15 protein-coding genes are annotated in these 14883 nt (G+C 58.4%); 6 read left to right on the forward strand and 9 right to left on the reverse strand.

The features are described 5' to 3' along the window. Positions 1–5: 5 nt before the first annotated feature. Positions 6–560: an RNA polymerase sigma factor gene (locus HPY65_16285; GenBank protein ID NPU86036.1), complete on the reverse strand. Its 555-nt coding sequence runs from the start codon at positions 558–560 to the stop codon at positions 6–8. 548 nt (positions 561–1108) lie between these two features. On the opposite strand from HPY65_16285, the gene HPY65_16290 reads away from it, so the two are divergent. The 4 genes from HPY65_16290 (at position 1109) to HPY65_16305 (ending at position 4149) form a co-directional block, all read left to right on the forward strand. Continuing rightward, positions 1109–1672 (forward strand): pyruvate oxidoreductase subunit gamma, encoded by a 564-nt coding sequence (locus tag HPY65_16290; protein NPU86037.1) that lies wholly within the window; start codon positions 1109–1111, stop codon positions 1670–1672. A 78-nt stretch (positions 1673–1750) separates the two neighbouring features. Then, positions 1751–2044, forward strand: coding sequence for a 4Fe-4S binding protein (locus HPY65_16295; protein NPU86038.1), 294 nt, complete (start codon positions 1751–1753; stop codon positions 2042–2044). Beyond that, entirely contained in the window at positions 2037–3245 is a 1209-nt protein-coding gene (locus HPY65_16300) for a pyruvate ferredoxin oxidoreductase (protein NPU86039.1), read from the forward strand. The genes HPY65_16295 and HPY65_16300 overlap by 8 nt, the downstream gene beginning before the upstream one ends. 4 nt (positions 3246–3249) lie before the next feature. Next, positions 3250–4149, forward strand: a complete 900-nt coding sequence (locus tag HPY65_16305) for a pyruvate synthase subunit beta (protein ID NPU86040.1) — start codon at positions 3250–3252, stop codon at positions 4147–4149. 58 nt (positions 4150–4207) lie between these two features. Here the strand turns inward: HPY65_16305 and HPY65_16310 are convergent, their stop codons facing one another. Beyond that, positions 4208–5506, reverse strand: a complete 1299-nt coding sequence (locus HPY65_16310; GenBank protein ID NPU86041.1) for a 3-deoxy-D-manno-octulosonic acid transferase — start codon at positions 5504–5506, stop codon at positions 4208–4210. Between the two features lie 291 nt (positions 5507–5797). Here HPY65_16310 and HPY65_16315 point away from each other — a divergent pair, with 291 nt between their 5' ends. Beyond that, on the forward strand, positions 5798–6451 hold the full coding sequence (locus tag HPY65_16315; protein NPU86042.1) for a ribulose-phosphate 3-epimerase: 654 nt from the start codon (positions 5798–5800) through the stop codon (positions 6449–6451). A gap of 57 nt (positions 6452–6508) precedes the next feature. On the opposite strand, the gene HPY65_16320 is transcribed toward HPY65_16315, so the two are convergent. The 4 genes from HPY65_16320 to HPY65_16335 form a co-directional block, all read right to left on the reverse strand. Then, positions 6509–7546: a nitronate monooxygenase gene (locus HPY65_16320; protein ID NPU86043.1), complete on the reverse strand. Its 1038-nt coding sequence runs from the start codon at positions 7544–7546 to the stop codon at positions 6509–6511. A gap of 88 nt (positions 7547–7634) precedes the next feature. Then, entirely contained in the window at positions 7635–8777 is a 1143-nt protein-coding gene (locus HPY65_16325; protein ID NPU86044.1) for an acyl-CoA dehydrogenase, read from the reverse strand. 63 nt (positions 8778–8840) lie between these two features. Then, a complete protein-coding gene (locus HPY65_16330) occupies positions 8841–10484 on the reverse strand; it encodes a fatty acid--CoA ligase (protein ID NPU86045.1) in 1644 nt (547 codons plus the stop codon). A gap of 78 nt (positions 10485–10562) precedes the next feature. Further along, on the reverse strand, positions 10563–11408 hold the full coding sequence (locus HPY65_16335) for a 3-hydroxybutyryl-CoA dehydrogenase (protein ID NPU86046.1): 846 nt from the start codon (positions 11406–11408) through the stop codon (positions 10563–10565). Between the two features lie 304 nt (positions 11409–11712). Here HPY65_16335 and HPY65_16340 point away from each other — a divergent pair, with 304 nt between their 5' ends. Next, positions 11713–12231, forward strand: a complete 519-nt coding sequence (locus tag HPY65_16340; protein ID NPU86047.1) for a hypothetical protein — start codon at positions 11713–11715, stop codon at positions 12229–12231. A gap of 70 nt (positions 12232–12301) precedes the next feature. Here the strand turns inward: HPY65_16340 and HPY65_16345 are convergent, their stop codons facing one another. The 3 genes from HPY65_16345 to rpsU all read right to left on the reverse strand — a co-directional run bounded on the left by HPY65_16345 (position 12302) and on the right by rpsU (position 14682). Continuing rightward, positions 12302–13666 carry a hypothetical protein gene (locus HPY65_16345; GenBank protein ID NPU86048.1) on the reverse strand — a complete coding sequence of 455 codons (1365 nt, stop codon included), beginning with the start codon at positions 13664–13666 and terminating at the stop codon, positions 12302–12304. Between the two features lie 78 nt (positions 13667–13744). Then, positions 13745–14398, reverse strand: a complete 654-nt coding sequence (locus HPY65_16350; GenBank protein NPU86049.1) for a TIGR00730 family Rossman fold protein — start codon at positions 14396–14398, stop codon at positions 13745–13747. A 92-nt stretch (positions 14399–14490) separates the two neighbouring features. Next, the gene (gene rpsU, locus HPY65_16355; GenBank protein ID NPU86050.1) at positions 14491–14682 is read right to left on the reverse strand and encodes a 30S ribosomal protein S21; all 192 of its coding nucleotides are present in this window, start codon (positions 14680–14682) and stop codon (positions 14491–14493) included. Positions 14683–14883 lie beyond the last annotated feature (201 nt).

Consider the following 14883-nt stretch of genomic DNA (forward strand, 5'->3'; position numbering starts at 1 on the left):
CTGCTCTATGGGTTCCCGCGGGACAGCAGCTGCTTGAGCCGCTCCAGCCCGCGATAAATCCTCATCTTGGCGGCACTGAGGGAAATGCCCAGGATCTCCGATGTCTCCTCCAGGGAAAGTCCCTGGTAAAACCGGAGAATCAGGGCCTCCCGCTGGTCCGCCGGGAGGCGCCACAGCATCCGTTGCAGCCGTTCCGCTTCTCTCGCTTCATCCAGGCGGTCTTCCATCCCCGGGGCGTTGTCGGCCGGATCTCCCTGGCAGGCCGACTCGATGGATCCCGCTTCCTCCCGTTTTTTCTTTTTCAAGTGGTTCCGGATCCCGTTCAGGGCAACCGTATACAGCCAAGTGAAAAACGGTCGCTCTCTGTCATATCGATGAAGGTTCCGGAAGGCCCGGATAAACGCTTCCTGGGACAGATCGTCGGCATCCTGAAGGCTGCCCGTCATTCGGTACGCCAACTGGAGAATGGGATTCTTGTAAGCATCGACCAAAAGAGCATAGGCATTGGTATCGCCCTCCAGGATTCGTTGGACAATGTCTTTCGCCTGCCGCTGGTCCACCTTTTCCTCCCGGTCCGGGAGCCGCGAAGACGATTCCGCAACCTGCAGACAGGCTTTCCCGATTCCTTTATCCCCAGATCCCTGCGGTTGCCGCTGTTGTTTCCCACAAGCGAATCGCCATTAGCCGATCAATACCATGTTGCCGGATGCATGACAATGGCAGAGGGGACAAGCTCTCTTCCACACAAAATTAGCCCCCCAAATGACGCCCTGCCGGAAGCACAAAGCGGGGTTGCCTGAAAAAGACCCTTTACATTCTCTACAGGAACATCATTTCGTAGTTGACAACCCCGATCCCTTGTTTTAAAGTTCACGAACTTTTTTTGGAGTTTTCCAATGACGATGGCACTCGGACTGGACAAAGCAAGGGGTTTGATGAGGGATCTGCTGCTCCTATTGTGCCTTCCCCTGCTCCTTCTGGGGTCCCTTCCGACGCCCATCGTTTTTAGGAAGCGCTGACCGAAACGCAACGAGACGATCCTAAAGGCCATGGGTGACCACCCATGGCCTTTTTGTTTATGGCGGACAACAACCAACGGGAGAAATGCATGTACGAGATCATCTGGCACGGCAGGGGAGGACAGGGCGTCGTCATCGCGGCACAGATGCTGGCGGAGGCCGCCTACCTGGGAGGATTCAAGGGTGTCACATCGGCTCCCACCTTCGGTCCCGAGCGCCGGGGAGCTCCCGTTACCGCATCGACCCGGATTGCCGAAGAACCAATCCGCACCTTTTCCCAGCTTGAGAAGGCAGACATCACCGTCGTTCTGGATGATACGCTGTTTCAGGTGGCGGACATCTGGGGACGATCGAAACCGGGCGGTATGGTTATCATCAATACGGCGAAGCCCCCAAACCAGTTCTCCTGTCCGGAGGGAATCCGGACAGCCTTCGTGGACGGTGCATCGATCGCCCTGAAGAATCACCTGATCCGGGAGGGAGCGCCGGTGGTTAACACTCCCATGCTGGGCGCTTTTGCCAAGGCCACCGGCTTGGTATCCTTGGAAAATCTGGAAAAAGCACTGGAGGAAAAATTATCCCGGGAGGCAGTTCGGCGGAATTTCGCCACGGTTACGGATGCCTACCAGGAGACGACCATCGTCACCGGCTGACGCGACAGATTTCGAGTCGTTGGAAAGTTGCGTTCCGGGAGTCGGCCGGGAGGCTCCCCACAGAAATTAGAGGCGGTTATGGAAAAACGAGACGAAAACATTTCGGCCATGTGCAGGCCCGCTGTCGGGGAAGCGGGAAGAACCGGGGACTGGCGTACCGTCCGGCCGGTCATCGATCCGACAAGATGCATCCCCGCCGTGAAGAGGAAATCCGCCTGCTTCCTCTGCTGGCTGTACTGCCCCGAGGGCGTTGTCAAGGCCACCATCCCGGTCGAGATCGATCTGGATTACTGCAAGGGATGCGGCATCTGTGCCGAGGAGTGTCCGGCCAAGGCCATCCAGATGGTAAGGGAGGACCAGTCCGATGAGTAAGGTGCAGATCATGACTGGCAATTCGGCAGCGGCGGCAGCCGTCATGCTTTGCGACGTCCAGGTGGTGGCGGCCTACCCGATCACCCCCCAGTCGCAGCTGGCGGAGATGATGTCGCAGTACATCGAAAGCGGGGAGTTGAAAGCCGAATACGTCCGGGTCGAAGGAGAGCACACCGCCCTGACCGTCTGCATTTCCGCCTCCACCGTCGGCGCCCGGGTCTTCACCGCCACCAGCGCCAACGGACTTCTCTATATGCACGAGCAGCTCCACTGGGCGGCGGGGGCCCGCCTCCCGATCGTCATGTGCTGCGTCAACCGGGGTGTCGGCGCACCCTGGACCATCTTCAACGACCAGCAGGATTCCCTTGCCCAGCGCGATACGGGATGGATCCAGCTCTACTGCCGGAACAACCAGGAAATCCACGACACGATCCTGCAGGCCTACCGGATCGCGGAATCGGTCTATGTCCCGGTCATGGTTTGCTACGACGGCTTTGTCCTTTCACACACCATGATGCCCGTGGATATCCCGGAGCAGGAAGGCGTGCGGGAGTACCTGCCGCCATACAAGCCCCACACGATCCTCACCCCCGACGACCCCCGCTGTCTCAATCCCGTGCTTTTCCCGAACCGCCGGGCCGACAGCGAAGGAGTCCTGCGGGACGGTTACATGGAGATGCGCTACAAGCTTGAAGCCGCCCTGGAAAAAGCACTGGGCGCCATCACCGAGGCGAGTGACACCTTCGCAAAGCGTTTCGGGCGCGATCATGGCGGCCTGGTCTGGGGCTATCGGACGGAGGACGCTGAACTCCATCTCGTCGCCATGGGTTCCCTCGCCAGCGAGGCCACTCTGGCCGCCGACGCACTCCGCGCCCGGGGCATCCGGGCCGGCGTTACGGGAATCCGGGCATTCCGACCGTTCCCGAAGGCGGCCGTCAGAAAAGCCCTGCAAGGAGCAAAGGCCGCTGTCGTCTTCGAAAAAAGCATCAGTTACGGGAACGAGGGCGCGCTGTGCACGGAAATCAAGGGCGCCCTGTTCGGAACGGGAATCGAGCCGGCCGTTTACAACTACATCGCCGGCCTGGGGGGGCGGGACGTAAAGGCCCGCGAACTGGAGGCCGCAGCCGGAGAGTCGTGGGATGACCTGTCAGCGGGTCGGCGGGAAAAGAACACAACCTGGCTCAACTGCGTTACGGAGTGAGACGATGCCGGAAAATCTCTTCAAAATCAACAGCAAGGAATACATCCTCCCGGGGAGCCGGGCCTGTCAGGGCTGCGGGTTGTCTCTCTTCTATCGATATGCCTTGAAGGCGCTCCGTGAGAACACGATCGTCACGCTTCCGGCATGCTGTCTGTGCGTCCTCCAGGGTCTCTATCCGAGCACGCCGGTCATGGTGCCCGCCCTGAACAACTCTTTCGCGAGCACGGCGGCATCGGCATCCGGTCTGGTTGCAGGTCTCCGGGCGCTCAATAAGGCGGATACCACCGTCGTGGCCATCGCCGGAGACGGAGCGACCTTCGACATGGGAATCCAGGCCCTGAGCGGAGCGGCCGAGCGGGGAACGGATTTTATCTACGTCTGCTATGACAATGAAGGGTACATGAACACGGGTACCCAGCGCTCCAGTGCCACGCCCATGGGCGCCCTGACGACGACGACGCCGATCCTCACGAAACAGCAGCCGAAAAAGGACTTTCTGAAGATCATGGAGGCCCACAACATTGCCTATATCGCCACGGCCTCTCCTTCCTATCCCCTCGATCTTTATGACAAGTTCGTCAAAGCCAAGAAAATCCGGGGGACGCGGTACATCCATATCCATGTTCCCTGCCCTCCCGGCTGGGTGTATCCGCCCAAAGACACTGTGAAAATGGGTCGGCTGGCCGTGGAAACGGGGTTGTTCCCACTGTTTGAAATCGAAAACGGGAAGTTCCGTTTCACCGGCCGCAGCAAGACCCAGGCGGAACGGGGAAACCGTCTTCCGGTGATCAATTACCTGGAAAAACAGGGAAGATTCCGGAAGATGGACGCCGAACAGCTCAGCCAGTTTCAGTCCATGGTGGATGCCAAATGGGACGAGTATCTGCGGAAAACGGAAGGATAGGAATCATGGCGCGGCCCTGAGCCGGTCCGCAAAGGGATCGCACCGGGAAACACGCATTTCATTTCTTTTCCAGCTGGATCCGGATCATGGCCGCATAGCGCTCTGCCGCGCCCATGTTGGCGATAACGGCATCCCGGCCGCGGCCGCCCCGCCGGGCCATGTCCTCCGGATGAGCGAGAAGTCCGGAGATTCCCTTTAACAACTCGTCGCCGCTCCTCACGGTCACCCCCGCCCCCGTTTCCTCGAGGAGCTTCCTTTCTTCCAGGAAATCGTCCATGGAGGGACCATAAAAGACAACCTTGCCCCACGCGGCGGGCTCGAGAATATTCTGGCCTCCCTTCGGAACAAGGCTTCCGCCGCAGAATACAATAGTGGCCACACTGTAGAGCTTGAACAGCTCCCCGATGACGTCTACCAGCACAATCCGCTCGGCCTGCCTTGAACGGCCGGCCTGAATTTCCGAAAAGGTGATCACGTCTTCGAAGCCCGCCGCGCGTACCATCGAAAGCACCGCCTGAGCGCGCTCGATATGCCTGGGCACGAGAATCAGCGTGAAATCGGGGTGATCCATGAGCAGACGACGATAGGTTTCCAGGACGACCGTCTCCTCTCCCTCGTGGGTGCTCCCCGCAACCAGCACCTTCTCCGACCCGTTTAAGTTTAACTTTCGCACGGTCTCGCGGTGAAGCACCGGCGAGGCGTTGGCGGCGAGTCCATCATACTTCGCATTTCCCAGGACGTGTACCCGCTCCTTCGGGAGTCCCAGTTCCACAAGCCGGCGGGCATCCGTAGCGGAAATCACGCCCACATCGGCAACCGCGTCCAGAAGGGGCTTCCAGAAAAAGCGGGACAGTCGATATCCCCGGAATGATCTCGGCGACAGGCGCCCGTTCACCATCAAGGTCCGGATCCCCCTCTCCCTGCAGATCCGCAGGAAATTCGGCCACAGTTCCGTTTCCACCATGATGTAAACATCCGGGCGGACCCCGTCGAGCATCTTCCGGACGACCCACGGAATATCGAGGGGATAGTAAAGAAACGCCGAGGCGTCTTTGACCATGCGCCGGGCCATGTCCTGGCCCGTTTCCGTGCCGGTGGAAAAAACCAGGCAGGCACCGGGATAATGTTCCCTTAGAGACGCCACAATAGGGGCGGCGGCGGTAACTTCCCCGACGGACACAGCATGGATCCAGATTCGGGGGCTTCCCTGCAGTTCTCCAAAGAATCGGGGTTCGACATAGCCGAACTTCCGCGTCAGGCTTTTCCGGTACTTCCCGGTCGTCCACATCTTGACGGCGTAGTATGGAATTGCAAATAGGCCGACAACGAACATCAGCAGATTGTAGAGAAAAAACATGAATGCCCCGTCACGAAAAGGATTCAGCCCCTCAAAGACCGGGGATGCGGCGAGGATCTTGGTTCTTTTCCCCATGACTGTCAAGGCCAATCAGCCCTGCCGTTCAGACGATCCGATCAGCCGCGGGGGCCGGGCCAACGTTTCGGGAATGGGGACACATTTGAAATCCGCCCCCATTCCTGTACGACCCGAGCCAAACAGCCATCCGCATCGTGCATTAGAAAGACCTTGAATTGACAGGGCTTCATCAATTGTGTATGGAACGCACAGACAAAACCGGGAGGACACTTCGTGAAACTCATTGCCCCTTCCATCCTCTCCGCTGATTTCAGCCGCCTCGGAGAAGAAATTGCCGCCGTGGAGCGGGCCGGAGCGGACTGGATCCACATCGACGTAATGGACGGCCGCTTTGTTCCGAACATTACCATCGGGCCGGCCGTGGTCGGACACCTGAGGAAATGCACAAAGCTTCCCTTCGACGTCCATCTGATGATCGAGGAGCCGGAACGCTATGTCGATGCGTTTGCCGCAGCGGGCAGCGATTTCCTGACGATCCATATCGAGGCTTCGCGCCACCTGCACCGGACTGTGTCCCAGATCCGGGAAAAGGGAATCAGACCCGGAATTTCCATCAACCCGGCAACATCCCTGGCCCTGCTGGAAGAGATTCTCCCGGACGTGGACCTGCTCCTGGTCATGACGGTCAACCCCGGATTCGGCGGGCAGAAGTTCATCAAAAACGCCCTTTCCAAGATTAAAAAGGCGCGGGAGATGATCGACCGTGTTGCTCCCGGGGTTATTCTGGAGGTGGACGGCGGAATCACGCCGGAGAACATCGGGCAGGTCTCCGCAGCCGGAGCCGGGGTCTTTGTGGCAGGGGCCGCTGTTTTCGGGGGGCCGGATTACGGAGAGAAGATCCGTCTTCTGAAAGAAGCCGCCGGCTGAACATGCTTTCACAACCAAGCCCCCTCCCTGACGGGAGGGGGCTTTTCTTTGTCGATCTCAGGCCACTTGCCGAGCCATCTTTTCCTGCACAGCCTTCGCTTCCGCGACCATGCGTTCGAAGAGTTCCGCCACGGTCGGCTCGTCGTGAATCAACCCCGTGTTCTGGCCGATGGGAAGAATGCCCTTCTCCACATCGCCGTCTTCCGTCGCCGCCTTGAAGAACCGGAAGGCGTTGGCCATGTAGGCCAGCTGCTTCGCATTGCCGTATCCGGAAGCCAGGACGCCGAGGAACAGCTTGAAAAAGGGAACCTTGATCTGCCGGGCGATGTCCTGGGAGCTGAAAAACGCCGATACCCAGTCCAGACCCTTCTTCGCCTGCTGGCGCGCCGCATCTGTGTCCAGAACACGGCAATAGATGCCGTCGATCCGCTTGGAGAAGACCGTGTCGTAGACGTCCTTCTCGATGGACAGCTTTTTGAAATTCGCATGGAGCGGGCTTTCCTTCGTATTCATCAATCGCGTGCCCATGGCGATCCCCTCGGCTCCCAGTGCCAGGGCGGCGGCCAATCCTCTTCCGTCGGCAAACCCTCCGGCTGCGATGACGGGAATCTTCAGAACATCCGCCAGGCTCGGCACCAGGACCAGTGACGTGACTTCCTCCCCGTGGGCGGCCGCTTCGTTCCCCGTTGCGATCACACCGTCGGATCCATAGTCCTGCGCCCGCAGGGCGTGGCGTGCGTTGACCACCGTGGCGATCACCTTGCCGCCGTATTCATGGGCGCGCTTGACGATCCAGTCTCCCTTTCCAAGGGCAAAATTGATGACCGGGACTTTCTCCTCCAGAAGAATCTTGGCGTTTTCCATCGCCCCCGGAAACAGCAGGGATGCGTTCGCCCCGAAGGGTTTGTCCGTCAGTGTCCGGATCTCCCGGATGGCCTTCCGAGTCTCTTCCACCCCCAGCGCTCCGGTGGCCAGGATGCCAAGCCCTCCGGCGTTGGAAACGGCCGCCACCATCTTCGGCGTACTGATCCAGCTCATGCCGGACAGCAGGATAGGATACTGAATTCCAAAAAGCTCCGTAATCTTCGTCTTCACAGCCTGACTCCTCGTGCATGAATCATTCCCCCTCCCCGGCGGGGAGGGGGCTATTCGCCAAATGGAACAACCGCTTTGGCAACCGTTCCTATCTCGTCTGGAGATACCGACCGATGGTCATGATCTCCGCTTCCTTCGTCCCCTCGTACAGCTCCAGGATCTTCGCGTCCCGGTACCACTTCTGCACCGAGTACTCGTCGATGTACCCATATCCTCCGTGAAGCTCGACGCCTGCATTCGCACAGAACACCGCCGTCTGACCGCTGTAGAACTTCGCCATCGCCGCCAGCGTGTAGTCCGGAGTTCCCTGGTCGATCAGCCACGCCGATTTGTACACCAATCCGCGCAGCGCCTCAATCTGAATCACCATCTCCGTCAGCTTCTTCTGCGTCAGCTGGTAGTTCCCGATCGGTGTCCCGAACGCCGTACGCTCCTTGACATATTTCACCGACGTCTCCAGGCACGCCTCCGATAAACCCAGACCCTGCGCCGAAACCATCACCCGCGTCGTATCGAAGAAGTGCATCAGCTGGATGAACCCCTTCCCTTCCTTCCCGATCAGGTTCGCCTGCGGAACACGAACGTCCTCCAGTGCGATCTCCGCCGTGTCGCTCGCCCGGATCCCCAGCTTCCCCTTAATCTTGTTCCGCGTGATCCCCGGCGTCGTCATCGGAACCACGATCAGGCTGAAACTGTTGTGCTTCTTCTCGTCCGGGTTCGTGATGCATGCCGTCACCATGAAGTCCGCCACCGTCCCGTTCGTGATGAACATCTTGTTCCCGTTGATCACGTAGTCCGTTCCGTCCTTCACCGCTCGCGTTTTGTAGCCCGATGCATCCGTCCCCGCGTTCGGCTCCGTGTAACCGCCCGCGCTCACCCAGTCGCCCGCGCAGACCGGCGGCAGGTACTTCTGCTTCAGCTCCTCGTTTCCATACTGGAAGATCGACTCGCAGCCGAAGCATGCAGCCACCACGTTCAGCCCGATTCCCATGTCCACCTTGGACAGCTCTTCCGTGATGATCGCGTTCCCCAGCATCCCCGCATTCGCCCCGCCGTACTGCTCCGGAATCCACGATCCCACCAGCCCGTTCTCCGCCGCCTTCTTCCGGATCTCCGGCGTGTATTTCTCGTGCTCGTCGCACTCCTTCGAAATCGGCGTAAACTCCGCCACCGCAAACTTGTACGCCATCTCCTTCAACATCTTCAATTCTTCGGAAAGCTCGTAATCCATCGCAAACCTCCTGAGATCTATGATCGCCCGCCCCCCAGCAAGGAGGGGCAAGTCTCCGAACCATTATGCTCCATACGTCTTTCGTAATGCGACCTTGTTGATTTTTCCGACACTCGTTTTCGGAATGGCTTCGACGATCTCCACCCGGTCCGGGATGCCATATTTGGGAATCCGTCCGCTCTCGCTCATATCCATCAGGTATTTCTTCAGATCATCCGAAGTGACTTTGCCCTGGAAGTCCGCTTTGAGCACGGCTATCATAAATGGCCTCTCCCCCCACTTCGGATCGGGAACACCGATGGCTGCAGCTTCCGCCACTGCCTCGTGCTGGCTCAACAGATTCTCCAGTTCCAGGGAGGAGATCCACTCACCACCCGTTTTGATGACATCCTTGATCCGGTCGGTGATATGGAGGTACCCTTCCTCATCGATATTCGCAACATCCCCCGTATGGAGCCAACCGTCGCGCCACAGCTCCTTGGTGCGCTCGGGATCCTTGTGATAGCCTCCCGTCAGCCAGGGCGCCCGGACTACAACCTCGCCGGACGACTTCCCATCGTGGGGCAGTTCCCTCCCCTGGGCGTCGCGGACGCGCACGTACACCAGCGGGGCCGGGATACCCGTTTTGGTGTAGTAGTCCACGAGTTTTTCCTTCGGCAAGTCCAGCATCCAGGGCTTGACATTGCACAGGGTCAGGAGAGGACAGGTCTCCGACATCCCGTAGGCGGCATAAATTTGGATTCCCAGTTCCATGGCCGCCAGGGCCAGACCCTTGGACAGGGCCGCCCCGCCGATGACGACCTTCCAGTGGCTCAGGTCGAGTTGCTTGACGAAGGGGTTGGAAACGAGCATCTGGATGATGGTCGGCACACAGTGGGAGAAGGTGACCTTCTCCATGAGGATCAGCTTGAGGAGCATCTCCGGCTCATAGCGCCCCGGATAGACCTGCTTGACGCCGATCATGGTCGCTGCATAGGGCACGCCCCAGGCATGAACGTGGAACATGGGCGTCATGGGCATGTACACATCGGTCGACCGCATGCGTCCAATACCCTCATAGGAGCCCGTCACGATCATCAGGGCCTGGGCATGGAGGACGAGTTGCCGATGGGAGAAATAGACGCCCTTGGGTAACCCTGTGGTCCCCGTGGTGTAGAAGGTCGTGGCCCGGGTGTTTTCATCGAAGTCCGGGAAATCGTAGGAAGGAGCGGATCCGGCCAGGACTTCCTCGTATTCGGCGGCAAACGGAATTTTTGAAGCCGGCCGGCTGCCGTCCTCACTGATCAGGATCACCGTCTTGACCGTCTTGATCTGGTCCCACACGGCTTCCAGAAGCGGAAGGAAGTCCGTATGGATAATGACGATCTTGTCCTCTGCATGATTCATCGTGTAGAGGACCTGTTCCGGCGAAAGGCGCCAGTTCTGGGTATGCAGGACTGCGCCCATCATGGGTACGGCAAAGAAACACTCCAGGTAGCGGTTGCTGTCATAGTCGAAAACGCAGACAACATCTCCTTTTTTAACGCCCAGTTTTTCCAGCCCTCCCGCAAGACGGTGGATCCGTTCGTTGAGCTGGCGGTATGTCAGTCGGAGTTTGTCCCGGTAAACAATTTCCTGGTTCGGTGCAAACACCAGGGGCATTTCGAGGATGTGTTTGATGAGGAGTTGGTAATTATAGCTCTGTCCCGGTTCGTAATTCGCCGACATGAGATTTCCCTCCTCTGGCGGAAAGCCGGGAACGGCCCCCCCGAGCCGTTCCCGGGATATGAACATGGACGAGGCCTCCTACTTGTAATTGAAGACGCCCTTTCCCACCTTGCGACCGAAGCGGCCTGCCCGGACGAGTTGCACGAGAAGCGGCGCCGGCCGGTACTTGTCCCCCAGTTCGCGATGCAGTCCGTCGATCACACGCAGAAGCGTTTCATTGCCTACCAGGTCCGAAAGGGCCAGGGGTCCGATGGGGTGATTGCAACCCAGCACCATGCCCTTGTCGATGTCCTCCGCACTGGCCAGGCCTTCGCCGAGGACGAAGAAAGCCTCGTTCAGCATCGTGCAGAGGATCCGGTTTACCACGAAGGCGGGCGCCTCTTTCACGACAACCAGTTCCTTGCCGATCTTCTTTCCCCAGGCCTCGGCAACCGCGAGGGTGTCCGCACTGGTTTCGTATCCCTTGATGATCTCCAGGAGCCGCATGACCGGAACGGGGTTGAAGAAGTGCGTCCCGATGAATTTGTCGGGGCGCTTCGTCACCGCCGCCATCTCCGTGATGCTGAGGCCGGATGTATTGGTGAAGAACAGGCAGTGGGCCGGAACGATTTCTTCCAGCTCCGCATAGACCTTCTTCTTCACGTCCATGACCTCGATGACCACTTCAACCACGATGTCGGCATTGGCGGCGGCCTCTTTCATGTCCAGTGTCGGCTTGATCCGGCCCAGGACGGCGTTCATGTCTTCCTGGGTCCGCTTGCCCTTCTCCACTTCCTTTGCCAGATTCTTCCGGATCGTGTTCATGCCACCGTCCACGAACCGCTGCTCGATGTCCCGGAGGGTGACCGAATACCCTGCCTGGGCGCATACCTGTGCGATTCCATTCCCCATCAGACCAGCACCCAGCACACAAATGTTCTTGATTTCCATCTTCAACCTCCTTCCCGTGATTATGCGCAGACCGTACCCGCCGCTTGCGGGCCAATCGTTGCTGATGAAGTGGATTCTGGATGGGCCGTGAAGGCCAGGAAGCCTTCTGCAGTCGGTACCTGGCAGACCGCCATGATACATGGCCTGCCGGAACGGGTGGAACGGGTGGACTTTTATCGGCCGTTGGACTACATGTTTTCCATCACATGCGTCGGGGTTTATAACACATTCAACAACCCGTGACAACGGCATGATTGACATTTCAGTCAAGATACGCGCGATTTTATAAAGAGTGGTTATGCATGTCATTCTGGACGGCTATAACGTCATCCGTCAGTCCGACACCTTGAGGGCCTTTGAGCGGAGGAGCCTAGAGGAGGCCCGTACCGCGCTTGTACGCTCCGTGGCGGAATACCAGAGGAAGAAAGGACACCAGGTAACCATCGTTTTCGACGGCTGGTCCGGTGGATCTCCGCTGGAGGAGCGGGACCGGTTTGGAAATGTCGAGATCGTCTATTCCCGGAAAGGCGAAAAGGCCGATGAGGTGATCAAGCGGATGGTTCACCGGAGCAGCGAGGAAACCATCGTCGTCACCTCCGACCGGGACGTGGCGGATTATGCAAACCGTCATGGCGGCAGCGCCGTTTCCTCGCTGGACTTTGAGCGGATCCTGATGAAATCTCCTTCGGAAAGCGGGGGCGAGGACGAATCGGCAAACGACAGCGATGAAGAGGAGCGGCCCGCCAAGAGGAAAGGCCCCTCCCGGCGTCCTTCGAAAAGAGAGAAGGCATATCAGTCGCGGTTCCGCAAGCTATGACAAGCAGGCTGTTGAAAAGGGGATGTCTGCGCGTATTTTCTCGAATGCCTGCCTGCGAAGCGGAGGCCTGTCAGCGGGAACAGACCCTGATCAGAAAACGTTCCAGCATATGCCTGGGGCTGCGGGCAGTCGACTTCAGGGACAGATCCATCGCGGCCAGGTCGGATATCCAGGCGTTCAGATCGTTGTCAGAGAAAGAGCGGGCATTCCGCAGGGACAGATAGATTACATACGGATGCTGGCTCCGAAGAACTCCCTCCTGTTTGGAGGAACCGCTACCTGACCGCAGGGCCGGATACACGGCGCGCTGAAAGTCGTGGAACTCCATCTCGGCCCGATAGGCGGGTGGAAGTTCCCCGGGCCGGAGAAAGGCGGCGGCGTCACGGAGATTGCGTATCTCCCGGGCAATCATGGAGAGGATGAAGACGGGGGCCTCGCCTCTCAGGAAGAGTTCATCAAGGGTCAAGAGGCATCGGGAAAGATCTCTGGCCGCAAGGGCGGCTGTCAGGTCGAAAACCGTGTCTTCCTTCGTCTTTCCAACGGCTTCCTCCACATCCCGCGCCTCGATGACCGGCCTATCCCCCACATAAGCAATCAGCTTTTCCACCATTTTCAGCGATTCGCGGAGCTGGAAGCCGGTTTTCCGTCCGATCGCGGGCAGCGCGTCACCGGCCAGTTTCTTCCCTGTACCCACCAGGAGGTCGTCAACGGACCTGGCAAGGGACTGTCTCTGCTTCGCCTCTCCTTTTACAGATGCAAATGTCAGGACGCGGCTCTTTTCGCTGATGATCTTGAACAGCCTCATCCGGCGGTCCGCAGCAGGGGCCGTCAGAATCAGGCAGACATCCTCTGGCAGTATGGTCCGGAAAAAGTCCTCCAGGCGTCCTGCGCCATCGGCAGCATCGGATAAAGGTTTTCCGAACCGCTCGTACATTTCCAGGAGCCTGGGGAGCCATGTGGGAAGCTCACGAGCGGCATCCGCGCCGGCAATACGGGTCCATTCGTCTTCGGGCAGGTTTTTCCAGCCGCCGTCCTTCAGGTCGTCCGCCTGCAGACCGCTGACTGCCAGAAACTGGGAAAAGGACTGGGCGGCCTGGACCGGGCTGCGCTCCATCAGATCCTTCGTTCTCTGGACAAGCTGGGATGCGGTGGCGGCGGACTGAAAGAGCCGGGTGTTCCTGACGACAACCACCTTGCGACCGGGAATAAGTGCAGGGGTGTTCAGGTTATCCAGGAGACGCACCGGTGTCTCCTGATCGCCGTCCAGGATGAACAGGCTCCATTCCCGATCGGATTCCGGAACGAGCGCATCGATGATTTTCTGCAGTGCGTCCTGGATAAGGAACTCCTCGTCGCCCAGAAGCAGGTAGCAGGGAGCAACGACACCCTGTCGGATTTCTCGCAGGACGCCCGTCAGCGAATCTCTGGTTTCCATGCCTTCGTCCCCTGAAAAGGGAGTTTTGGATATGAAGGGACCTCCACGGGGAAGGAGGGTGCGGGATGATCGACTGGGTCAGAGGATGACAAATTTCTGAATGTGCCGTACGGCTTCTTCCGGATCGTCGGTAATCTTCAGGAGGGCCAGGTCCTCGGCGTCAATCTTTCTCTCTTTCACCATCACCTTCTTTACCCAGTCCAGCAGCCCCTGCCAGTAGGCCCGGCCAAGAAGGATGACGGGAAAGCTGCGGATACGTCTGGTTTGGATTAGCGTGAGGGCTTCGAAAAGCTCATCCATGGTGCCGTAGCCTCCGGGGAAAATGACATAGGCTACGGCGTATTTGACGAACATCACTTTCCTGACGAAAAAATATTTGAAGTCAAGACTGATGTTTGCGTATTGATTCGGCTTTTGCTCATACGGAAGGTGGATGTTCAGACCGACGGATTTACCTCCCGCGGCGGCGGCGCCTTTGTTGGCCGCTTCCATAATCCCGGGACCGCCGCCGGTAATCACTCCGAATCCCTCTTCCGCCAGCCGCCGGGCAAGGACTTCCGCCTTCTCGTAATAAGGATCGGAGGCTGTCAGGCGTGCTGATCCGAAGATGGTGACCGCATGTTTCACCTTCGAGAGGGACTCGATGGACTCCACGAATTCCGCCATGATGCGGAAGATGCGCCACGACTCATCGATGGACAGGGCGTCCACGAGATACTGCTTTTCATCCATCCAGAACTCCCCCGGCGAAGAAAATCCGCGCAGGATCCGAGACCGGCGGCTACCGCCGTCCATTTCGTCCCGGATACAACCACCATCTCTTTTCAGGAATGGCGGCGGCGCTGCACCTTGGCAAAACGACGGCGGGCTTCGATGGCTTTTCTCTTACGCCTCACGGAAGGCTTCTCATAGGCCCGACGCAATTTCAGTTCCTTGAACAAGCCGCTCTTTGAAAGCTTATTCTTGAGAATCTTCAAGGCCTTTTCCACATCATTGTCAAAAACCTTAACTTCCAAGGCCATCCATCCTTTCTTGTCTGTGTTTGTTCATTCCAGTTTTCCCGAATCCTACCGACAAGGCCTCTCCATTCAAGTGATATCGCTTATATTTCAATCAGTTATGCGTTATCGGCGGTTGGGCACAAAAAAAGGGTAGTACGGCGCATTCATCCTTCTCGTGCCGTAAACCACCCTTTGACGCAAAATATTTTAGATCAC

It is taken from the genome of Syntrophaceae bacterium (assembly GCA_013177825.1).
Taxonomy (GTDB): Bacteria; Desulfobacterota; Syntrophia; order Syntrophales; family PHBD01; genus PHBD01.